Annotated in this window: 19 protein-coding genes and 1 pseudogene; 12 read left to right on the top strand and 8 right to left on the bottom strand. The window is 35.6% G+C overall.

Annotated elements, in window-relative coordinates; translation table 11 throughout:
• Positions 1 to 30: 30 nt before the first annotated feature.
• Positions 31 to 756 (bottom strand): lysophospholipid acyltransferase family protein, encoded by a 726-nt coding sequence (locus AC4FQ5_RS15905; RefSeq protein ID WP_491144873.1) that lies wholly within the window; start codon positions 754 to 756, stop codon positions 31 to 33.
• Positions 757 to 758: 2 nt separating this feature from the next.
• Positions 759 to 1,217, bottom strand: coding sequence for a GtrA family protein (locus tag AC4FQ5_RS15910; RefSeq protein WP_491144874.1), 459 nt, complete (start codon positions 1,215 to 1,217; stop codon positions 759 to 761).
• Between the two features lie 229 nt (positions 1,218 to 1,446).
• On the opposite strand from AC4FQ5_RS15910, the gene AC4FQ5_RS15915 reads away from it, so the two are divergent.
• From AC4FQ5_RS15915 to AC4FQ5_RS15970, 12 genes are all read left to right on the top strand, one after another.
• Positions 1,447 to 1,710, top strand: coding sequence for a hypothetical protein (locus AC4FQ5_RS15915; RefSeq protein WP_491144876.1), 264 nt, complete (start codon positions 1,447 to 1,449; stop codon positions 1,708 to 1,710).
• An 86-nt stretch (positions 1,711 to 1,796) separates the two neighbouring features.
• A complete protein-coding gene (locus AC4FQ5_RS15920; RefSeq protein ID WP_491144878.1) occupies positions 1,797 to 2,648 on the top strand; it encodes a BadF/BadG/BcrA/BcrD ATPase family protein in 852 nt (283 codons plus the stop codon).
• 14 nt (positions 2,649 to 2,662) lie between these two features.
• The gene (locus tag AC4FQ5_RS15925; RefSeq protein WP_491144880.1) at positions 2,663 to 4,951 is read left to right on the top strand and encodes an NADP-dependent malic enzyme; all 2,289 of its coding nucleotides are present in this window, start codon (positions 2,663 to 2,665) and stop codon (positions 4,949 to 4,951) included.
• 282 nt (positions 4,952 to 5,233) lie between these two features.
• Positions 5,234 to 5,818: a Holliday junction branch migration protein RuvA gene (gene ruvA / locus AC4FQ5_RS15930; RefSeq protein WP_491144904.1), complete on the top strand. Its 585-nt coding sequence runs from the start codon at positions 5,234 to 5,236 to the stop codon at positions 5,816 to 5,818.
• A gap of 6 nt (positions 5,819 to 5,824) precedes the next feature.
• Positions 5,825 to 12,889 (top strand): T9SS outer membrane translocon Sov/SprA, encoded by a 7,065-nt coding sequence (gene sov / locus AC4FQ5_RS15935; protein WP_491144882.1) that lies wholly within the window; start codon positions 5,825 to 5,827, stop codon positions 12,887 to 12,889.
• A gap of 276 nt (positions 12,890 to 13,165) precedes the next feature.
• Positions 13,166 to 13,816 (top strand): Crp/Fnr family transcriptional regulator, encoded by a 651-nt coding sequence (locus tag AC4FQ5_RS15940; RefSeq protein WP_491144884.1) that lies wholly within the window; start codon positions 13,166 to 13,168, stop codon positions 13,814 to 13,816.
• A gap of 121 nt (positions 13,817 to 13,937) precedes the next feature.
• Positions 13,938 to 14,777, top strand: coding sequence for a DUF5777 family beta-barrel protein (locus tag AC4FQ5_RS15945; RefSeq protein WP_491144886.1), 840 nt, complete (start codon positions 13,938 to 13,940; stop codon positions 14,775 to 14,777).
• Between the two features lie 2 nt (positions 14,778 to 14,779).
• A complete protein-coding gene (locus tag AC4FQ5_RS15950; protein ID WP_491144887.1) occupies positions 14,780 to 15,130 on the top strand; it encodes a c-type cytochrome in 351 nt (116 codons plus the stop codon).
• Between the two features lie 10 nt (positions 15,131 to 15,140).
• Positions 15,141 to 15,686, top strand: a complete 546-nt coding sequence (locus tag AC4FQ5_RS15955) for a YceI family protein (RefSeq protein ID WP_491144889.1) — start codon at positions 15,141 to 15,143, stop codon at positions 15,684 to 15,686.
• A complete protein-coding gene (locus tag AC4FQ5_RS15960) occupies positions 15,683 to 16,210 on the top strand; it encodes an ankyrin repeat domain-containing protein (protein WP_491144890.1) in 528 nt (175 codons plus the stop codon). Before AC4FQ5_RS15955 ends, AC4FQ5_RS15960 begins: the two co-directional genes overlap by 4 nt.
• A 3-nt stretch (positions 16,211 to 16,213) precedes the next feature.
• On the top strand, positions 16,214 to 16,960 hold the full coding sequence (locus AC4FQ5_RS15965) for a T9SS type A sorting domain-containing protein (protein WP_491144892.1): 747 nt from the start codon (positions 16,214 to 16,216) through the stop codon (positions 16,958 to 16,960).
• Positions 16,961 to 17,200: 240 nt separating this feature from the next.
• A complete protein-coding gene (locus AC4FQ5_RS15970) occupies positions 17,201 to 17,401 on the top strand; it encodes a hypothetical protein (RefSeq protein ID WP_491144894.1) in 201 nt (66 codons plus the stop codon).
• 1,069 nt (positions 17,402 to 18,470) lie between these two features.
• Here AC4FQ5_RS15970 and AC4FQ5_RS15975 read toward each other — a convergent pair.
• From AC4FQ5_RS15975 to AC4FQ5_RS16000, 6 genes and pseudogenes are all read right to left on the bottom strand, one after another.
• Positions 18,471 to 18,653, bottom strand: a pseudogene (locus AC4FQ5_RS15975) (RHS repeat-associated core domain-containing protein); the annotation flags it as partial.
• A 69-nt stretch (positions 18,654 to 18,722) separates the two neighbouring features.
• Complete coding sequence (locus AC4FQ5_RS15980; RefSeq protein ID WP_491144895.1) at positions 18,723 to 19,175, bottom strand: hypothetical protein; 453 nt, start codon at positions 19,173 to 19,175, stop codon at positions 18,723 to 18,725.
• Positions 19,176 to 19,177: 2 nt separating this feature from the next.
• Positions 19,178 to 19,426 (bottom strand): hypothetical protein, encoded by a 249-nt coding sequence (locus AC4FQ5_RS15985; RefSeq protein ID WP_491144897.1) that lies wholly within the window; start codon positions 19,424 to 19,426, stop codon positions 19,178 to 19,180.
• Complete coding sequence (locus AC4FQ5_RS15990; RefSeq protein WP_491144906.1) at positions 19,423 to 20,016, bottom strand: RHS repeat-associated core domain-containing protein; 594 nt, start codon at positions 20,014 to 20,016, stop codon at positions 19,423 to 19,425. Before AC4FQ5_RS15990 ends, AC4FQ5_RS15985 begins: the two co-directional genes overlap by 4 nt.
• Positions 20,017 to 20,043: 27 nt before the next feature.
• Complete coding sequence (locus tag AC4FQ5_RS15995) at positions 20,044 to 20,487, bottom strand: hypothetical protein (RefSeq protein ID WP_491144899.1); 444 nt, start codon at positions 20,485 to 20,487, stop codon at positions 20,044 to 20,046.
• A partial coding sequence (locus AC4FQ5_RS16000; protein ID WP_491144901.1) for an RHS repeat-associated core domain-containing protein occupies positions 20,487 to 21,410 on the bottom strand: 924 nt, incomplete at its 5' end. The genes AC4FQ5_RS16000 and AC4FQ5_RS15995, both read right to left, overlap by 1 nt.

A 21,410-nucleotide genomic window follows, 5' to 3' on the forward strand; every position in this document is an offset into this window, starting at 1 on the left:
TAAGTAAACAAATATAATTTTTTTCTTTGATTAACTGTGATCAGTTAAAGTTTTTTTTATTATCTCAAATGATGACAATTTTAAATCTTTCGGAGAGTTTGTCGGCTCAAGAATATCGTTGAAGTAAACTTTCACTTTTCCAGGGTAACCTTTAGAATGATCAAACGGAAACATTTCTTTTAAACCAATAAAAGTAAACACGGCAATGGGCGAGTGATGTTTCGAAGACAAGGTGAATGCTCCATCTTTGAATTGGTCAAGAACAATAGAGGTGTCATCAGGAACGCCGCCTTCGGGGAAAAGAACGATACTGTTGCCTTCTTCCATTTTTTCTGCGCATCTGCGATAAACATCTGCACGGCTTCTCGGGCTGCTGCGGTCAACCATTACACAGATTCTTTTATAGATAGTCCCGAAAATCGGAATTTTCACCAGTTCTTTTTTCCCGACATAGCAAAGCGGATGATGGGGAAACAAAATACACGGAAGCATAATATCCATAATCGAAGTATGATTGGAGATGACAACATACTGTGTGTTTTTATCGATTTTTTTATCGGTGAGATTGATGAGTTCGTATCTCATCCCCATTCCGTAAAAAACGCCGTAACACCAGATCCTGATAAATATATAGGCGTATTTGTAGGTTTTTTTGTTGAGGGAAAATAAGTAAACTGGTAACCCCAAAATAATGGTCAGCAAAAATGCCAGTACAACCAGCCAAAACTTCCACAGATAATTCAAAATCTTTACCACAATCAACCGTTAAAAATTACTTTTTTCTTTACCGAATAGTTAAGAATGGAAACCAGCAATATCGCTGAGATTTTGCTGATCATTTCCGGGCTCAAGGTATAAAAAATTAAATCAATATTATCTTTAAATATAAAGCTGTAGAATATTTGGAAGAAAAACAGACTTAGCAATGTGGAAATAAAAGACACTCCCATAAAATATACAAACTCTCTTCTTTTAGAATGTTTTCCTCTTTCAAATACAAACCAGATGCTCAGGAAATAATTAGATAAAATTCCGCAGCTCGTAGAGAATATATTACTTAAAGGATAATGGATGCCGTGAAAATTCTGCTCTTTAGAGATCATTTGTGGAAGGTAAGTGCTGAAAATCTTAAAACTCCCAATTTCTACAATGGCACTGAGTCCGCCCGCAATGATGAAAAAAAGGACTTGTTTGTGGCGCAGCAATAGTTCTCTCATGTAATTTAGTAATATGCAAATTTATAACTATATGTTAAACAGTGAAAAAAGTTGTTAATTTTTTTTTTCGTTTCAAAATAATTTCTAAATTTAATTTTCAGAAAGAAACATAATCCACCTGATACTAAATTCATTTTCAACTCATTCTGTTGATGGTTTTTCTATCTTGTAACAAGTGATTGAGACAGGTTGCTCAAAATTTTACACATTAAAAAAATCAAATATTTGTATGAAATCTCAAAACAAATACAGGAAATTTCAGCTTCAGCAAAAAAATATTGAAGCTTTGGAAAAAGAAAACACTCGTTTCAAAAGAGTATATTCGGAGTACGAAAATATGTCAGATGAACTTTGGAATCTGGAAAACAAAGAAGGGGAACCTATTCCTGACGACTTTATCAACGCTATGGTAATGCAGACCTCTTATCTTGAAGAGGAGATAGAAGACTGGCTCATACAGTTTAACCAAAATAAAAACGAAATCAAAAGCTGAGCTTAATCATTAAGAGGGTTTCCTTGTCTGTTTTTAAAGGCTATTTAAAGATAAATTCATAATTTAGCACTCTTAAAATATGAATTATGATTGCTATTGTTGATAGTGGTTCTACAAAATCAGATTGGGTCATTTTAGACGAATTCAAAAATGTTTTCCTAAAAACAGAAACCATCGGGTTTAACCCCAATTTTATCAGCAGAGAACTGATCGTTCCCGAAATCGAAAAAAATAAAAGTTTAACATCGGTCAAAAACTCCATCACCAAGATTTATTTCTATGGTTCCGGATGTGGTGTGAAACAAAACTGCGATACGATAGAAGAAGAAGTAGGTAAAGTTTTTACCAATGCAAAAATTTCTGTTCGTGAAGATCTTGCTGCAGCTGCATTTGCTGCTTACAACGGGAAGCCTGCAATCGTTTGTATTATGGGTACAGGTTCCAATTCTTGTTATTTTGACGGTGAAAATTTAAAAATAAAACTTCCGTCTTTAGGTATTCTTATTGGTGATGAAGGCAGTGGCAGTGCGATTGGAAAACAATTGGTACGCAGATTCTTTATGCAGAAACTTCCACAGGATCTTCATGATCAGTTTGAAAACACCTATCATCTGACGATTGATGAGGCGTTGAAAAATATGTATCACAGCACAAGACCAAATGCTTTTCTTGCAGATTTCAATAAATTTGTGGTAGAAAGAAAAGATCATCCTTATTTTATACAAATGGTTTCAGAAGAGATGAAAAATTTCTTCGAGTACCAAGTTATTCCTTACGAAGAATCCAAAGAATCCGAAATCAATTTTATAGGATCAATTGCTTATTATTACGAAAATATCTTACGTTCTGTAGCTTCAGAACTTCATTTGAATGTGGGACACGTTGTACAAAAGCCTATCGAAAGCTTGGTCAGCTACCATGTTAAATATATACTTTAAAAAAAGAAAATTCTATGTCGAATAAAACTCAACGCGACGAAAAAAATTTCAATCAGGCCGCGCTAGATTATCATAAAGCAGAACCCAAAGGAAAGATAGAAGTTATCCCTTCAAAGCCTCACTCTTCGCAGAGAGACTTGTCATTGGCATATTCTCCGGGAGTTGCAATACCTTGTCTGGAAATTGAAAAAAATCCTGAAACAGTGTACGATTATACAGGAAAAGGAAATCTGGTTGCTGTAATCTCAAACGGAACGGCAGTTCTTGGTTTAGGAGACATTGGTGCAGAAGCCTCAAAACCTGTGATGGAAGGGAAAGGTCTTTTATTTAAAATTTTCGCAGACATCAATGTTTTTGATATTGAAATTGACGAAAAAGATCCCGATAAATTTATTCAGATTGTAAAAGGTATTGCCCCGACTTTCGGCGGAATCAACCTTGAAGACATCAAAGCTCCGGAAGCTTTCTACATTGAACAAAAATTAAAAGAGGAATTGGATATTCCTTTGATGCATGATGATCAGCACGGAACGGCAATCATTTCTGCTGCAGCTTTGATCAATTCACTTCAGATTGCCAATAAAAAAATTGAAGAAGTAAAAATGGTGGTAAATGGAGCAGGAGCAGCAGCTGTTGCCTGTACCAATCTTTATATTTCTTTAGGATTAAAAAGAGAAAATGTGTTGATGTGCGACAGTAAAGGGGTCATCAATCATAAAAGAGAAAATCTTACTCCGGAAAAAATAGATTTCGTTGCTCATACAGATCTTGAAACTTTAGAAGATGCCGTAAAAGGTTCGGATGTTTTCATTGGTTTGTCGAAAGGAAATGTTATGACACCGGAAATGTTGAGTAGTATGTCAGAAAATCCCATCGTTTTTGCATTGGCAAATCCTGATCCTGAGATTGCTTATGATCTGGCAATGACAACCAGAAAAGATGTGATCATGGCGACTGGAAGAAGTGATTATCCTAATCAGGTGAATAACGTTCTCGGTTTCCCGTATATTTTCCGTGGAGCATTGGATGTTCAGGCAAAAGGGATTAATGAAGAAATGAAATTGGCTGCCGTACATGCGATTGCTAATCTGGCTAAAGAACCGGTTCCTGAAGCGGTGATTTTGGCTTACAATGTTCAGAATTTACAGTTTGGAAGAGAATATTTTATTCCAAAACCATTTGACAACAGATTGATTACCAAAGTTTCAAGCGCAGTAGCAAAAGCAGCGATTGAAAGTGGAATTGCAAGAAAAACCATTGCAGATTTTGACGAATACGAAACTCAGCTTCTCGACAGAATGGGAAGAGATGAGAAGTTGGTGAGAATGATGCAGAACCGTGCAAAAGCAAATCCTAAGAGAATTACATTGGGCAACGCTGAAGAATATAATGTTTTGAAAGCCGCTCAGATTCTTTACGAAGAAGGAATCGCCTATCCAAGTCTTTTAGGTGATAAAAAATACGTCAAAGAACAAATGGAACGTTTCGGAATCAATATCGATGTCCCGATTATCGATCCAAGTGATGACGACCAGAAAGAAAACAGAAAAAAATACAGAGAAACACTTTGGAAACTCCGTCAGAGAAAAGGAATGAACGAGTACAAGGCAAAAAGATTTGTTCGCCAGAGAGATTACTTTGGTCCTTTGATGCTGAAGCATGGCGATACAGACGGATTGATTGTAGGTTTTTCTAAAAATTATGTTTCGACTCTAAGACCGGTTTTAGAAGTTATCGAAAAAGAGAAAGGTGTTGAGAAAGTTGCCGCAATGATGATGATCTTATCTGAAAAGAAACCGATTTTCTTCGCAGATACTTCAATCAATCAAAATCCTACTGCCGAAGATCTGGTGAATATTGCTAAAATGGCAGAACATACGGTAAAATCTTTCGCGATCGAGCCAAGAATTGCCATGTTGGGTTTTGAAAACTTCTCAGCGATTTCTGAAACATCAAAGAAAGTAGCAAAAGCAGTAACTATTCTTCATGAGAAATTCCCAAAAATGATTGTTGATGGAGAAATTCAGCCTGATTTTGCGATGAATGCAGATCATTTAAGTGATTATCCGTTCTCGAAATTAGGAACAACTCCGGCAAATACATTCATCTTCCCGAATTTGGAATCTGCCAATTTATCTTATAAAATCATCAGAGGAATGAAGGTTGCGCAGGTAATCGGACCCATTTTGATGGGACTGAAGCAGCCTGTTCACGTTTTACAGATGCGTTCAAGCGTTGATGAGATTGTGAATTTGGCGACTGTTGCGGTTCTGGATGCGCAGAGAAGAGAAGCGAAGAAATAATTAAGTCATTACTAAATTATTTATAAAGTCCCAAAGGGACGATTTAGTACAGGATAGGATAAAATCCTATCAATAAAAATAAAAAAATGCGGTCAGAATTCAAAGAATTTTGACCGCATTTTCAATTTAGAAGATTTTAAAAATTAAATTTTTTTGAAGTTTTTCCTTTTTTTGCCAAATCATTGTCTTTGCAATGACAAAAAAAGTTAAATATCATTCTTGTGTTAAATGAATTTATTACTTGGTTTAAATTACTATATTTGGAAGTTATAAAAATTAATGATGATATTTTCTTTACAAGGAATTGTTCAGGAGCTTACACCGACTTACGCAGTCATCAATGTCAATGGCGTTGGATACTATGTAGGCATCAGTTTAATGACTTCACAAACCCTGACTCTGAATCAGGAAACCATGCTTTTCATACAACAGATAATACGGGAAGACGCACATTTACTTTTCGGTTTTAAGACACGTTCTGAAAAAGAAATGTTTAATCTCTTAATAAGTGTTAACGGTGTCGGTGCTGTTTCAGCGTTGATTTTACTGTCAACTTTAAGCCTTTCAGAAATTGCTACCGCTATACTTTCCAAAAACAGTGCCGTTATTCAGAAAGCAAAAGGTTTGGGGGCAAAAACAGCCGAAAGAATCATTGTTGATTTGAAAGATAAAGTCCAGAAATTCGGCAGTGCAGAAGAAAATAATTCTGCGTTGGTAAATAATAAAAACAAGGATGAAGCGTTATCTGCATTAGAAGTTTTAGGGATTTCTAAGAGGATGAGTGAGAAGATCGCTGATCGTATCATCAAGCAGGATCCGCAGATTTCTGTTGAAGAATTGGTAAAACAAATTTTAAAAAATATTTAACTTTTGGTGAAAAATAATAAGTTTCTCAAGATATATTCGTTCCTGTCATTTTTATTCTTATCGATAAATCTATTTGGTCAGGTAAATCCGGAAGCATTTTCGATAAAAAAAGATTTTAAAGTAACAGACCCAACCTATTACGAAGGCTATTACGATATTAAAACCGGGATGTACTATGTATATCCAAAGATTGGTAATACCGTTACAGGTCAGCCAACCGCCATGTCTCCGGAAGATTACAAAGAATTTATGGAGGCTCAGCAGGCAAGAGCATATTACAAAGATAAGTCTGAAAGATATAGTTTACTCTTCAGAAAAGACACCTCTGAAGCTCAGAGAAAAGGCTTAATACCTTCATTAACAATTAATAACAGACTTTTTGAGAGCATTTTCGGAAGCAATAAAATTGAAATTATTCCTTCGGGATATGCGTCTTTTGATTTCGCAGGTTTGTATCAAAAAATAGATAATCCATTAATTTTACCTCAGAACAGAACCAGCTTTACCTTCGATATTGATCAGAGAATTCAGCTTGGATTGATTGGAAAAGTAGGGGAGAATCTTCAGTTAAAAGCCAATTATGATACGCAAAGCGGATTCGCATTCGAGAACAGGATGAATTTGGTTTGGCAGTCAAAAGGTACATGGAAAGATCTTCAGACAAAAGGTTTGGGTGATGTAAATAAGCCCAATGCGGGAGGTGAAGATAAAATCATCAAAAGAGTTGAATTTGGTAATGTGAATATGCCACTTTCCACAAGCTTAATTCGGGGTTCAGAGTCACTTTTTGGTGTGAAAACAGAATTTCAGTTAGGTAAAACTTTCGGAACGGTTGTACTTTCTCAGCAGCAGGGTGAAGCCAGAAATATTGTCGTACAGGGCGGGGGTGTGATGAATAATTTCAAAGTAAATGCCATTGATTACGAAGACAACCAGCATTATTTTATTGGTAAATATTTCTTAGATAATTACGATGCAGCATTGCAGAATTATCCTCAGATCAATTCCAGGATCAATATCAGCAGAATGGAAGTCTGGGTTTTAGACCAGGGAAATTCTAACTTGGCGTATCAGAAAAGTATTGTCGGAATTCGAGATTTGGGAGATGGTGCTTCCGGTACTCCGGATAATACCCAAAACGGTCTTTATCAATCAGTTTCTACTGCAATGGGAAGTCCGAGAGAACAGGGAAAAAACTATACAGCAAATTTTCAAGGACAAACATTTGGAGGAGTCACTTACGATGACGGAGAACATTTTATCTTTAATAATAAAGTTAGAAGATTAAGCTCCAACGAATTTACCTTTCATCCACAGTTAGGATATATTTCATTAAATCAAAGACTGAATGACAATCAGCTTTTAGCGGTTTCCTATTCTTACACGGTCAACGGAACCAGCCAAGTGTATAAAGTCGGAGAGTTCTCTGAGGAAAGTCCGGTTTTGGTAACCAAATTACTAAGATCCAACTCAAAAGTAGATGTTACATCACCTTTGTGGAATTTAATGATGAAGAATATTTATGCATTGGATGCAGGACAGGTGGATAAAGATGGTTTCATTTTAAACATTTATTACAGAGATGCCCAGACAGGAGGTAAAGTAAACTACCTTCCTAATACCAATGTGCAGGATACCAATTTATTGAAATTATTAAATTGGGATCGCCTCAACGTTAATGGTGATTTACAAAATAACAACGGGGTTTTAGGGGATGGAATTTTTGATTTTGTCAACGGAATTACCATCCGTCCGGAATTAGGTAAATTGATTTATACCAAAGTGCAGCCATTTGGTAATTATATAGCACAGGTATTGGGAAGTAATAATCCGCAATATGTATATACAGATTTGTATACCCAACAAAAGAATGTAGCGCAATCTAGTAATCTGGCACAGCGATACACAATGGAAGGTCGCTATAAGGGAACTCAGGGACAAGGGATTTCTTTAGGTGCAGTCAATGTTCCTCAAGGTTCTGTCAAAGTCTCGGCAAACGGGGTGCAGCTTACAGAAGGTGTAGACTATACCGTTGACTATATGCTGGGAACGGTAACGGTCATCAATGAAAACGTAAAACAGTCTGGTCAGGCAATTAATATTTCATTAGAAAATCAGCTGACTTTCAATACTCAGAGAAAAAGGTTTTTAGGGGTAAATTTGGAAAGAAGAGTGAGCGAAAACTTTATCTTTGGCGGTACGGTGGTTAATTATTCCGAATCTCCGCTTACCCAAAAAGTAAACTACGGTCAGGAAGCCGTCAACAATACAATGGCGGGGATCAACATGATGTACAACAACCAGCTTCCTTTCCTGACGAGATTAACAGACAAAATTCCCGGGATCAATACAGAAGCACCATCCAATTTAAATTTTAAAATGGAAGGGGCATATTTACTTCCGGGGATTAATAAAGGAACGAATGATCAGTCGTATATTGATGATTTTGAACAGACCACTTCAAAGATTTCATTAAAAGAACCTGCAGCATGGAGTTTAGCATCAAAACCCGAAAAAAATCAAAGTCAGCCTATCTTCAGCGGAGCAGGAGCAAATGATAATCTCACCAATGGTTACGGAAGAGGTTTATTGTCATGGTATAACATTGACCCGAGATTTTGGGGAGTAGGAGGCAGAGCTCCGGCAGGAATTACTGCACAGTCGGTTTCCAATCACGCTTCCAGAAGAGTTCAGTTCTCAGAGATATTTAACAACAGAGATTTTGTAGCGGGTGAACAGACTTTCACCAATACTTTTGATATTTCATATTATCCTTTAGAAAAAGGACCTTATAATGTGAATCCAAATCAGGAAACTGCACTACAAAGATGGGCGGGAATTATGAGACCGATTCAGGTTTCCAACTTTATTAATTCGAATATTGAATATGTAGAATTCTGGATGATGGATCCTTATGCTGATGGAAATGAATTAGGAACAGATCCTAAATTACGTCTTCAGCTAGGTAACGTAAGTGAAGATATTCTGAAAGACGGATTTATGCAATACGAAAACGGATTGCCGGTTCCTTCTCAGACTTCTTCCACATCCAACTCAAACTGGGGAATTCAGCCAAAGCAACCGGCAATTCTTTATGCTTTCTCGACTGAAGGAACAGAGCGTACCATTCAGGATGCAGGATATGACGGTTTAACTTCCGATCAGGAATCAATGAAATTCGGAAACACATTCGTCAATCCGGTATTGAATATTGCTGACCCTGCCGTTGATGATTTCGTATTCTATATGTCTGAAAGATTTACGGGAAGCCAGGCTGCCTCAATTGTTCAGAGATACAAATATTTCAGAGGACCGGAAGGAAATTCACAAAGTAATTCTCTGGAAGTGGCTTCACAAACTCCTGATGCAGAAGATATAAACAAGGATTATAATTTAGATCAGACTGAAAATTATAATGAATATATTGTTAATTTAGATAAAGCAAGTTTAGAAACCGGAACCGATAACTATATAGTTGATAGTAAAATTGTAACGGCTACTTTTCAAAACGGGCAGACTGATGAGGTGAAATGGTATTTATTCAGAATTCCTGTTTCAGATTTTGATAATCCAGATGCAGGTGGTGATAAAAATCCTTCCGTTCTTAACAATGTAAGATTTGCAAGATTACTAATGACAGGATTTGAGCAGACTTCCACTTTGAGATTTGGTACAATGGATTTGGTACGGTCAGACTGGAGAAAATATCCGAATTTAATTGCCAGTCCTACGGTGACTTCACCAGAAGAAGGTACAGGTGGTGTATCATCTAGTGAACTGGAAGTAGGAAGTGTAAATATAGAAGAGAATGCCCTGAATCAACCGCCATATGTTTTGCCTCCGGGAATCGACAGACAGGTTTTGAGTGGAAATGCAGGAGCACAGAGACAGAATGAATCTTCACTTTATCTGAAAGCTAAAAAAATCAGAACAGAAGCAAAAGGTGTATTTAAAAATACAGCTCTTGATATGAGAAGGTATAAAAAGCTTAAACTTTTTGTACACGGTGAAAATTTAGATTCGCCGAGAACATCAGATTATGATCCGGACACAAAATTCTTCATCCGTATGGGAAGTGATGCTACCGATAACTATTATGAATATGAAGCATCAGTAAAATTCACAGCAAATACAGCCACTGCTCCGTTAGAAATATGGCCGGTAGAAAATGATGTTGATCTTAATATCCAGGATTTTGTAGATGCCAAATTAAGAAGAGATAAAAATTTCCCGACTTCAATTATTGAACGAAGAGTAGATACCCAGTTTGGAGACATCAATAAAAAAATATTCATCAAAGGTAGACCGTCATTAGGAAACATTACCACCATCATGGTTGGGGTAAGAAATACAAGTGATCCCAGAGCACCGAGAGGTCCTGATAATGTTATTCTTTGGGTCAACGAAATTCGTCTTTCAGAAATTGAAAATGATGGGGGTTATGCAGGAAATGCAAGTTTAAATTTCAACTTAGGGGATTTTGCAGTTGTTAACACAAGTGCATCTTATACCTCAGTAGGTTTCGGAAATATAGATTCTAAACCGGCAGAAAGAAATCAGGCAACTCAGTCTGCATTCAGTGTCAATACTCAGGTGAATGTAGATAAATTCCTGCCTGAGAAAACAGGAGTGAAAATTCCGGTCAACTATTCTTATTCGCAAACTATTGAGGATCCGAAATACAATCCTCTGGATACCGATGTTGAATTTAGCAAAGCTGCAAACAGAGAAGAACTGAAGAAAGTAGCGAGAACATATACGCAACAGAGAAGTCTGGGTGTTGTAAATATGCGTAAAGAAAGGGTAAAAGAAAACAGCAAACCGAAATTCTACGATGTAGAAAATCTCTCCCTCACTGCGGTTTATAATGATGACTATTACAGAGATATCTATACCAAAAAGAATTACAGACAGTATTTCAGAGGATTCCTTGATTATAATTACACATTCAAGCCGTGGGTGATCAAGCCGTTCAATAAAATGATCAGCGACACGGCCAAATCAACGAAGTATTTACGATGGATCAAAGAATTTAATTTTAATCCGATTCCTACAAGATTATCTTTCAGAACAGAATTAGACAGAAATTATAATGAATTAGAATTCAGAAATATAGATGCCATCTTAAGCGGGAATTTAGGCGATGATTTTGCAGCCATCAAGAACAGGAATTTCTATTTTGGCTGGCAGTATGGTTTAGGATTTAATTTCACTAAATCTTTAAAATTAGAGATCAATTCTCTTACGAGAACACTTAATGATAATGTGGATGTCAACACCATGGATAATTCTTCCATTTTTGGAAATGTCTTCAGAGCGGGAAGACCGGTGTTGTATAATCACAGAGTACAGCTGAATTATAAATTGCCATTCCAGCTTATTCCTTATTTAGATTTTATTGATGCAGAATTGCAGTATGGCTTTACGTATAATTGGAACGCAAGATCTACCGTTTTGAGTCAGTATGTTAATCCTGAAACGAACAGGGTAGAAAGCTTAGGTTCGATCGGTCAGAATACAAACATCATTCAGGCTACAGCAACAGCAGATATTCCGAAATTCTTCGGTCAGTTCGGATATTTCAAAAGGATGGCAACCACACTTCAAAAGCGTAAGCAGGAAATGGATTCATTGAATAATGCTTACACTCAGGCTTGGGACAAAAACAGATATAAGTTTAAAAGATATAAGTTTAAAAATAAGCTGTCGATTTTACAGAGTGCAGCATTTGTATTGACATCATTCAAACAATTGGACGTTAATTATTCTGAAAATAACGGTACAGTTTTACCGGGATTATTATCAGCTCCGAATGGTTATGGTTACGGACAAACTTTAGGTGGTCCTACAATCGGATTCCTATTGGGTTCTCAGGCAGATATCAGACGTACGGTAATCGAAAACGGATGGGTAAGTGATTCAGAATTAATGATTGATCCTTATGTGAAAATGTCAACACGGGAACTGAGAGCAAATCTTCAGATGATGCCGGTCAATGATTTTAGAATCGACTTTAATGTCCTGCAGACGTACAACAGAAACTTTTCACAAACAGGCTTCAATTTCCGTGACAGTGATGGTTTCTCAAACCCGAATTTGACTTTTGCCAGTGATATGGTAAGTTACTCAAACTCAGTTATACTTGTGAATACGGCTTTCCAGAGCGGACAGGCTGTATATGAATCAATCCGAGAAAATGCAAGAATAATCTCACAACAGCTGGGCGGTGCAATAGAAAACGACGGCTTTACAGATGGTCACAGTATTTCAAATGCATATGTTCTGATTCCTGCATTCCGTGCAGCGGTTGAAGGCAAAGGTGCTAAATCGATCGGAAATCCGAAAAAAGCTGGGCTTCCTCTTCCAAACTGGAGAATTATTTATTCGGGATTAAAGAACATACCGATGATCAGTGGGCAGTTTACGAAGTTTGATATATTGCACAGTTACAATGCTACTTATACGGCAACGGGAATTCAGTCAAGCATAGATTATTTCAATAGTAGAGTAGATCCTTCAAGTAGTGGGCGAGATGTGAATGACGATTACATCAATCCTTATACCTTTGCTCAGGTGGGTTATGTAGAGGCTTTCTCTCCGCTTATCGGAATTGATGTTACCATGAGAAATAATATGCAGTTTGGTTTGCAGTACAACAGAATGAGAACTTTGTTGTTAGGATTGGTCAATCATACCCTTACCGAAGATTCGAACACAGAATATGTTGTAAGATTAGGATATATCGTCAGAAACTTCAGACTGGGAAATATGACCAACACGAGAGGAGGAAGAGGTAAAGGCAGTGATCTCAACATCAGAGGAGATATTTCTTTAAGAGACAGCCGTACAAGTATTATGAATATTTTGTTGGATGACTCGCAGGTAACCGGAGGTCAGAAATTAATGAATATCAAGTTGTCCGCAGATTACAATGTATCAGAAAACTTAAACCTGAGAGTATTCTACGAGCAGATGACCTCAAAGTATAAAATATCAACAGCATTCCCGCTATCAACCATCAGAGCAGGTCTTTCAGCTACCTTCACTTTTGGAGATTCCGGAGGATTCTAAAAAGATCAATTATAATCCCATTCTTCATCAAAATGCCCCTAAAAACTGTTTTAACTTTTTAGGGGCATTTTCATTCTAACATGCCACTTTTCTTGGATTTTTTATGAAAAAGCTCATTGCTGATTAGACCTTGAATATTTTGTGCTGTGGTAACATATTAGTTTTTAATTAAAAGTGAATTATTAAGAATCAGAAAAAATATTTTTTTGTTGAAAGAAAATACCAGTGAGAATATTTCAATTTTATACCTTTGTTTTTGGATATTATATAATATATATGTTAGATAATCAATTTATTATTAAGAAGTTTGGTTTTTTAGGAAATGATTTTTTAAAAGAAATCAGCAGACATGGTATCAGCAGCAATGTAAAAGCAAAGACTGAGATAACCAGAGAAGGACAGAAAAACAAATTTGTTCCGTTTCTTATCAAAGGTTCTATCAAAGTTTTTTCATTAAATGACGGTAGAGAATTGATTTACTACTATGTAAGAGAAAATGACAGTTGTCTGATGACTTTCTCTTCTATTTTCTCTGACTGCGTGAGCCGTATCTATGCCGTTGCAGAAGAGGATTCAGAGGTTTTGCTTATTCCGGTTTCCGTTATGCATGACTGGTTAATGCGCTTTCCGGCAATTAACAAAGTTTTTTACCAGGAGTATGATAAGCGCTTTTCTGATGTAATGAATATGGTCAATGAAGCCGTATTTCATAAACTTGACAAAAGAATTCTGAGTTATATCAGGCAGCAGATATTTGTAACAGGTAATAATCCCATTAAGCTTACCCATCGGGAAATTGCTACAAATCTTGGTACATCGAGAGAAGTTGTGAGCCGTGTTCTGAAAAAAATAGAAAACGAGGGTGAGATTTTTCAGAGCAAAGAGGGAATAAGAATTCCTGAAAGCAAAAATGTTAGTCATGTCTAATAAAAAAGTTTTATCAATTTTATAATTATGATTGATAAAAACAATTCTGTCGGTGACTTTTATCACACACTTTTAAAAGCATAACTCTCTAAGTTTGTCATGTAATTTAATTAAAATTTATATGACAAAAACTCTATTATTTTTGTCGATGTTTTCTTCAATTCTTGCCTTTTCTCAGGAAGATTTGCTGAAAGATATTGACACCCTCAAAACAACAGAAAGTAACCCGCCTGCATTCAAGGCATTGCAGATCGTCACAGGACAGTCTACAAAGCTTACTGCAAAAAAAGAATGGTACATTGTTGTTGCCCATCGATTTGGTGACATTAGCACGGGATTTAAGAATTTCTTCGGACTCGATGATGCTTCTACGAAATTGGGAGTCATCTATGGAGTAACCGACGGATTGTCATTAAGCCTCTCCCGTGAAACCAACATGAAGACTTTTGAGTTTGGAGCAAAATACAAGCTGCTGAAGCAAAATGAAAATTTCCCTGTAGAAGTTGTGGGCTACAACGTAATGGCAATCAATACTGATTTGGATAAGGACAACTATCCCCATCTTCAGTTTGGCGACAGACTTTCTTATCTCACACAGGCTCTTATTTCACGCAGATTCAGTGACAGTTTTTCACTGCAGTTGAGTCCGTCTTATGTACATAAAAATCTTTACGAGCCAAATATTGAAAACAACAATCAGTTTTTGGCAGGATTGGGAGGGAGGTACAAAATCTCTAAAAGGATCTCAATCAATGCAGAATATCTTGTGAATTTTGACAACCACAGTTTCTACAAGAATCCTTTGTCTTTGGGAATGGATATTGAAACGGGAGGTCATGTTTTTCAGCTTTTGTTTAGTAATTCTCAGCTCAATTCAGACATCGGTTATCTTACAAATGCAACCGGAAAATGGGAGAAAGGACAGATTTTCTTTGGGTTTAATCTTTATAGAGTATTTTAACAATGAAAAAAATAATTTACATATTGGGTCTTATTCTTTTCATTACCTCTTGTGAAAGCAGAACTTACGAAGAGATTTCAGACAATACGCCAATAACGCAGACAGTACGATACGAAACCGACATACAGCCGATTATGAATGCCAATTGTATTTCTTGTCATTCTGCAGGAGGATCGGCTTCTTTTCAGCCGTTGACAAGCTATAATCAGGTAAAGAATAATATAGACAATATTTTAGACAGAATACAGAGACCCAATGGTGATCCTCAGAAAATGCCTCAGGGAGGGTCATTATCAGCAACTCAGATCAATCTTTTTATCAAATGGAAAGCTGATGGTCTTACCGAAAATTAAAATTTAAAATATGAAAAACTTAATATTAATAATGTTTTCAATCTTATTTGGAAACATGATTTCAGCCCAGAAATACAGTTCCAAAACCGGAAAAGTAAGTTTTGAGGCTTCCGTACCTTTATTTGAGGATGTGTCTGCCCAAGATAACAGCAATACTGTGATTCTCAATGCCGATACAGGAGAAATGGCATCGGTTTCGGTAGTGAAAAATTTCCAGTTTACAGTAAAACTGATGCAGGAACATTTTAATGAAAGCTATGCTGAAACGGCAAAATATCCTAAAACGACCTTCAAAGGCAAAATTCAGGGTTTTGATAAGACTAAGCTTACCGCAAATCCACAGAAATATACCGTTCAGGGAACATTGAATTTTCATGGAGTTGATAAAGCTGTTTCGTCAATAGCAACGATGCACATGAAAGACGGCAAGATCTATATGCAGGGTGGTTTTGTAGCCAGACCGGCAGATTTTAAAGTTACTATTCCTAAAATGGTGATGAAGAAAGTAGCTGAAAACGTAAATGTTGAATACAATTATACACTTGTAAAACAATGAGAAATATAATTTTATTAATAATGTTTTTATTGAGTTACTCTTTTGTATCAGCTCAGGAAACGGCAAAATCGGTTTTTGATATTGCAAGATCCGGAACTGTTGCAGAGATGAAAGATGCGATGAAAAAAGATCCTAATGTTATCAATGAAATTAACGAAAGAGGATTTTCAACATTGATTTTGGCTTGCTATCGTGGAAATACGGAAGTTGCTGATTTTCTCATCGATCATGTGAAAGACGTTAATTATAGAAGTAGTGAAGGGACTGCATTGGCGGGTCTCTCAATACGATATAATAAAGATCTGGTAGAGCATTTACTTAAGAAAGACGCAGATCCCAACATTGCAGACGCTACAGGAACGACTCCTTTATTATGGGCAATAAAATCAGGGAATAAGGAATTGGTAGAAATATTACTTAAATATAAAGCCGATAAAACAAAAAAAGATTCAATGGGAATGACCCCTTTCGAATATGCATTAAAAACAGACAATAAAGAAATCATCAACCTCTTAAAAAATTAAAATATGAAAAAACTACTACTTATTTCAAGTTTAGCTTTGGCAACAATTGTCAATGCACAGTTTAGTACAGGTACGGTAAGTCTAGGCTCTACCGGAATGACTGTGAAATTTGATACATCATCAACTTTAGCCACACTTACTTTAGTAGGTGCAGATACATCTTATTTAGCGATCGGTTTCGGTACCAACGGAATGGCAAGTGGTGCAGACGGATTCATTTACAACTCAGCTTCTACTACAGATTATACATTTGGTGGAATAGGAGTTACACCAAGTGCTGATGCAGTTCAAGATTGGACAATCACATCGAATACAACTTCTGGTGGAATAAGAACTTTGGTAGCTACAAGGTCTCTCGCAGGAGGAGCAGGTGACATGGCAATTACAAATGCAGCAGGAAGCATGAGTGTTTTCTTTGCAAAAGGAGGAAGTCTTGCTTTGGTTCAACATTCTGGTGCAAACAGAGGATATGCAACTTTAACAAAAACAGCAGTTCTTGGAACGAATGATTTGGTAGCAGAAAGTAAAAAAGTGATTCTTTATCCGAATCCTGCAAAAGAAACGGTAAGCTTCAAAAATGCAGATAAAATAAAATCTATCGACATCTATGAATCAACAGGAAGAAAAGTAAAGTCTGTAAAACTAGAAGGGGAAAGCATCAACGTTTCTGATCTTAAATCCGGAAGCTATTATCTGGAAATAACATTAAATGACGGAACGTTATCTTTTGAAAAATTAATTAAAGAATAATCTTAAAGCCACTGAAAAGTGGCTTTTTGTTTTTGAAAACTTACAACGTCTTAAAGCAACTTGAAAAATACAACAGCTGTTTTAAAATCATCGATGAAATGCTTAGTAGCAAAAATTTAAAAACTTTTTTAATAAAATGTAGCTGTTTTATAAGTACAAAAAAAGGAATAAGCGTGACGCTCGCACTAGCGGGGAAGTTTAGCCGTAGAAGAACTACAGAAGATGGCGTAACTTTTTGATATGAATACCGATCAGATTATTAGTTATGATGGTTCTATTCCTAAAGAAGTAATCTTGGAAGACAAAACGAAACTCGAACAGATTCGATTAATACAACAGCTCGAAGAAGAAGACAAGCAAACCATTTTCCGACTCGTGGAAAAAATGCTTACCAATAAAAAGTTTAAAGATTTTTTTGCTAAAAACGCAGCTGCTTTATAAAACAAAACCCATCGCAATTGCGATGGGTTGTTTCTTTATTTATCAGCACAAAGTCACAGACTTTGCGCAGCGGGGAGAAATTCTCAATTATAATTTCATTTTAAATAAACTCCTTTCAGAAAGAAGAAGTAGAATAACAATAACAACAGAGGAATGCATGATAAAGAGTAAATAAGTTTTCCTTTATTTAAACTATTCTTTATTATTACAATGATTGATATTAATATACCTATTATATTCAAAGGAAATAAAATAAAAAAATTTATCTTATTAATTAATGAAGAATATGGATTAAGCCATTTCAATAAATCAATGAATATAAATGCAGAAAAATTTAATAAGAAAATAATAAAAGATATGATCGCTAAATTTTTGATATTTATTTTTTCCATCCTACTCTGTTATAATTATATCCGTTAGTAACTGCTGTTTGATCGGATTCTGAATCCGGTCCTTGACGTGAAATATATCTACTTCTTATATCTGCTCCATTCTTCAAAACATCCAAAGGCGCTCCAATCATTTGAAAAGCTTTACCTGTCATAAAATTACCTGCATCATAAACATTATACAATGTATTACTGCCTTCAAATTTTATAAAACCTCCTGTTCCATCAGTAGTAAATCCATTTGGAGGACTTGGGGCAGGATAATTTCCCCCGTCTGCCACAACAGATGTCATATCATCTGCAAAATCAAAAGAACCTCCTGAACCTCCTAATGAACCCATATAAGTCATCCACGGAAACATGATGAATGATTGCTCTCCAAATGCCTGAAGATATTGAGAAGTATCTTTTATATCCCCAATTCCCAATTGATTAAAATTGTCAACCATTTGTTGTGCTGAATAGGGGGTAAATAACCTAATCTCCGCATCTTGCAATTCGTAATCACTCATCGTTCTTGCGTATTTAGCAACATCATTTAATTGTGCTTGATCAAATTTTGAGTCATGAGTGTTTAACTGATTTCCGTTTTCATCAACAACTGTATGTGGAATACTTGGATCTTGTACTTCTACTTGAGTTACATAACCTTGAGAATTAAGATGAATTATATCTTTATTTTCTCTACCATCCGGATCAATAAAACGTATCGGATTATTATAAGCATAATTATAAGTTGACCAACGACGAGAAGTTTCCGCCAGCGGATCAACCACACCCCATCTTCCTACATCCGGCATATAAAATTTTGCGCCATAATCATACATCCCGGTCTCCTGCAGTTCTTTGCCATTGTACTGATAAAAAACCTCGCAATTGCGATGGGCTTCTTTATTATCCGCTCAAAGTACAGACTTTGCGCAACGGGAGATTCATCTTTGTATAGAATCAAATTGTTCCTTTGTAATTATTTTTTTATCCAACATTTTATTTAACCAATCTTCTGCTTCTTTTTTTGAATTTACAGGCAATCTCGATATATCTAATCTATTATAATGAGGATAATCTATGTAGATACTATTCTTCTCACAAAAAGCTTTGAAATAATCTAAAAAAGCTTTTTCATTATTATATTTTTCAGCCATTATTTTTGAGTAATACATAAGTGTATCTGTTCTTGAAATCTCATCAGAATCCATTAAATGATAAAAAAGTTCATCATAAGCCAAAGTATCACCTTTAAATTTTACTCTATTGGTAAGAGTGTCATAATCCATGCTTATTTGATTCATCGTAACTAATTCCTCATTGTCTTTTAATTGAGGTGAAGTTTCTTTCTTTTGACAAGAAAATAAAAGAAAAACTATTAAAATTATATATCTCATGATTAATTGAATATTTTGTCCCACAAACTTCTCTGATCTTTTCCTTCAGGTTTTGTATTTCCTGGTTGCTGATTAGTTCTTTGACCATTCTGAAAAGAATTCCAAGAACCAAATGTTTTTGAGAAATTAGGTTTCTCTCCTCTTTTAACATCTCCATTGTGATTCGCATTTGTCGTTACAACAGGACCTACTTCTTTACCACCACCAAAACCATCTCGTTCATCAGGAGCAATTATTGTAACTCCTTTCATTTCATTTCATTTGATTCAGATATTTTAGATGCAACAGGATCCATGACATTTCCTTCATTATCAAGTGTATATCTTCCTACTCTGCAAGAGTGCAAAACAACGGTAAATCCATCTTTACTCTCAGAGTTTTTCCATAAATCACTATTGCTATTGAGAATGTCATTGAGTCCCTTTCCTGTGTTTACAGTTCCTAAGCCAGCTTTTTTCTCACTTGAGTTAACATTTTCATTGTAAAATGCTGAAGGATTTCCATGAGCAAAAACATGAACTGTTTTGGTAATAGGATTGTCTTTATAAAGGCCACTATTTGCTGCTTTGATAATCGGCTCGTTCTTCTTAATATCTTTTACTAAAACAACTTCTAGTCCTTCAAGTTCTACACCATCAACAACTCTGTTTTCAGAAAAATTATAATGCGATTGATAAGCATACTTTTCACTCAAAGGATCAATATTAAAGAATCTACCCACATCGGGCATATAATTTCTCCATTTAAAACTGTACCAACCAGTCTCTTGTAACTCTTGTCCTTGAAACTTATATTGATAAGTAACGTCATAAAATATGAGGTCACTTATTATCTGCCACACGATAAAATCGTGCAAAGTAGTGAGGGTTTATTTTATAATTTCTCCATTTGATTTAAATTTTATTTGAAATGCATGTTCTCTAATGCTTAAAATTTTAGTAAGAGTTTCCTCTGTACCTAATTTTCGAAGCACATTTTTTCCTTTTTCTGAGTATGAAAATTTTTCATCAATTGAGAAATAAAATGGTATTATTAATTGTTTTTCTAAAAATATTCCCCTATTACTATTTTGTAACCAAAATTTTTCTGACTTATTAGGATTTGTGTTTAGATATATAACATATGTATCCTGATTTTCTTCCTCAAAAACTATAAAAATTTCTTTATTTAATTTTATTTCTTTCTGAACTTCTTCGGAAAGGATTTCTTTTATATTTGAAGGAAGAAAATAGATCATATCTGATTTAACTTTCTGTGTTTGGCAACTCAACATTAGTATTAGAAGAGTGGTTATTGCAAAATATTTTTTCATTATGGATTTTTTTGTTTATCGATATACATTCTTAAAGCATCCTGACCAATGCTCTGACTATTTGTAGTTCCAATGTTTTTAGTTTCTGTTCCATTTGGCGTCACTCTATGAATTGCATTTCCATTTTTTTGTACTCCTGTATATGAATCTACTGCGTGAATAGGAATTCCAAAGTTTTTAGATGTTTTTGCATCGGTTGAGGAAGTTCCTGGGCGATTTATTTTATCTACTTCACTTGTTTTATTATGTGTGTGTATTTGCGTTAAAGATATTAGATTACTACTACCTGTAAACGTCTGTTTAACAAGATTTCCAGAGCTATCGTTTCTAGAATCTATACCAAAATTAGTGATTCCATCTACCCCATCCTCTCCTCTAATAGATGTTACTTGGGCCGTTGGAACATCTCCTCTTGTAACTTCAATTCCTACAAAAACTTGTCGTTCTTTTGTTTGGTCTGCAATTGTTTCGTTGTTCGCATTTTTGATATCAGAATCTATTTGAGTATTGTTTATTGTAATAATAGAACTACTTGCCTGCAAAGCTTGTGTTGCATTAGCCGACAAAGATCCTCCATTATCAGAGCTTATCGTATTCCAGTCAGTTCTGTTTATTACTCTAACATTTTTTGTTGCAGCTCCATCACTTCCTAAATATCTCCCATTAACATCTAAATAATCATCTGGTGGTGTAGCAAACATTCCATCAGGATCAATAAACCTTATCGGATTGTCCCAAGCGTAATTATAAGGTGAAAACCTTCTCATCTTTTCAGTAAGCGGATCGACCACACCCCATCTCCCAATATCGGGCATGTAAAATCTTGCGCCATAGTCATACATTCCGGTCTCTTGTAACTCCTTTCCGTTGTACTTATATTTATAAGCATTTGAACTATTTGCCTGGAGATTATGATCAAACAG

The sequence above is a fragment of the Chryseobacterium sp. DT-167 genome (genome assembly GCF_058310155.1).

What these genes read in the sequence shown, in the direction of transcription:
- AC4FQ5_RS15910 (WP_491144874.1), bottom strand. Translation starts at nt 1,217, where the DNA reads ATGAGAGAACTATTGCTGCGCCACAAACAAGTCCTTTTTTTCATCATT.
- AC4FQ5_RS15915 (WP_491144876.1), top strand. Translation starts at nt 1,447, where the DNA reads ATGAAATCTCAAAACAAATACAGGAAATTTCAGCTTCAGCAAAAAAAT.
- AC4FQ5_RS15920 (WP_491144878.1), top strand. Translation starts at nt 1,797, where the DNA reads ATGATTGCTATTGTTGATAGTGGTTCTACAAAATCAGATTGGGTCATT.
- AC4FQ5_RS15925 (WP_491144880.1), top strand. Translation starts at nt 2,663, where the DNA reads ATGTCGAATAAAACTCAACGCGACGAAAAAAATTTCAATCAGGCCGCG.
- ruvA (WP_491144904.1), top strand. Translation starts at nt 5,234, where the DNA reads ATGATATTTTCTTTACAAGGAATTGTTCAGGAGCTTACACCGACTTAC.
- AC4FQ5_RS15940 (WP_491144884.1), top strand. Translation starts at nt 13,166, where the DNA reads ATGTTAGATAATCAATTTATTATTAAGAAGTTTGGTTTTTTAGGAAAT.
- AC4FQ5_RS15945 (WP_491144886.1), top strand. Translation starts at nt 13,938, where the DNA reads ATGACAAAAACTCTATTATTTTTGTCGATGTTTTCTTCAATTCTTGCC.
- AC4FQ5_RS15950 (WP_491144887.1), top strand. Translation starts at nt 14,780, where the DNA reads ATGAAAAAAATAATTTACATATTGGGTCTTATTCTTTTCATTACCTCT.
- AC4FQ5_RS15955 (WP_491144889.1), top strand. Translation starts at nt 15,141, where the DNA reads ATGAAAAACTTAATATTAATAATGTTTTCAATCTTATTTGGAAACATG.
- AC4FQ5_RS15960 (WP_491144890.1), top strand. Translation starts at nt 15,683, where the DNA reads ATGAGAAATATAATTTTATTAATAATGTTTTTATTGAGTTACTCTTTT.
- AC4FQ5_RS15965 (WP_491144892.1), top strand. Translation starts at nt 16,214, where the DNA reads ATGAAAAAACTACTACTTATTTCAAGTTTAGCTTTGGCAACAATTGTC.
- AC4FQ5_RS15970 (WP_491144894.1), top strand. Translation starts at nt 17,201, where the DNA reads ATGAATACCGATCAGATTATTAGTTATGATGGTTCTATTCCTAAAGAA.
- AC4FQ5_RS15980 (WP_491144895.1), bottom strand. Translation starts at nt 19,175, where the DNA reads ATGAGATATATAATTTTAATAGTTTTTCTTTTATTTTCTTGTCAAAAG.
- AC4FQ5_RS15985 (WP_491144897.1), bottom strand. Translation starts at nt 19,426, where the DNA reads ATGAAAGGAGTTACAATAATTGCTCCTGATGAACGAGATGGTTTTGGT.
- AC4FQ5_RS15995 (WP_491144899.1), bottom strand. Translation starts at nt 20,487, where the DNA reads ATGAAAAAATATTTTGCAATAACCACTCTTCTAATACTAATGTTGAGT.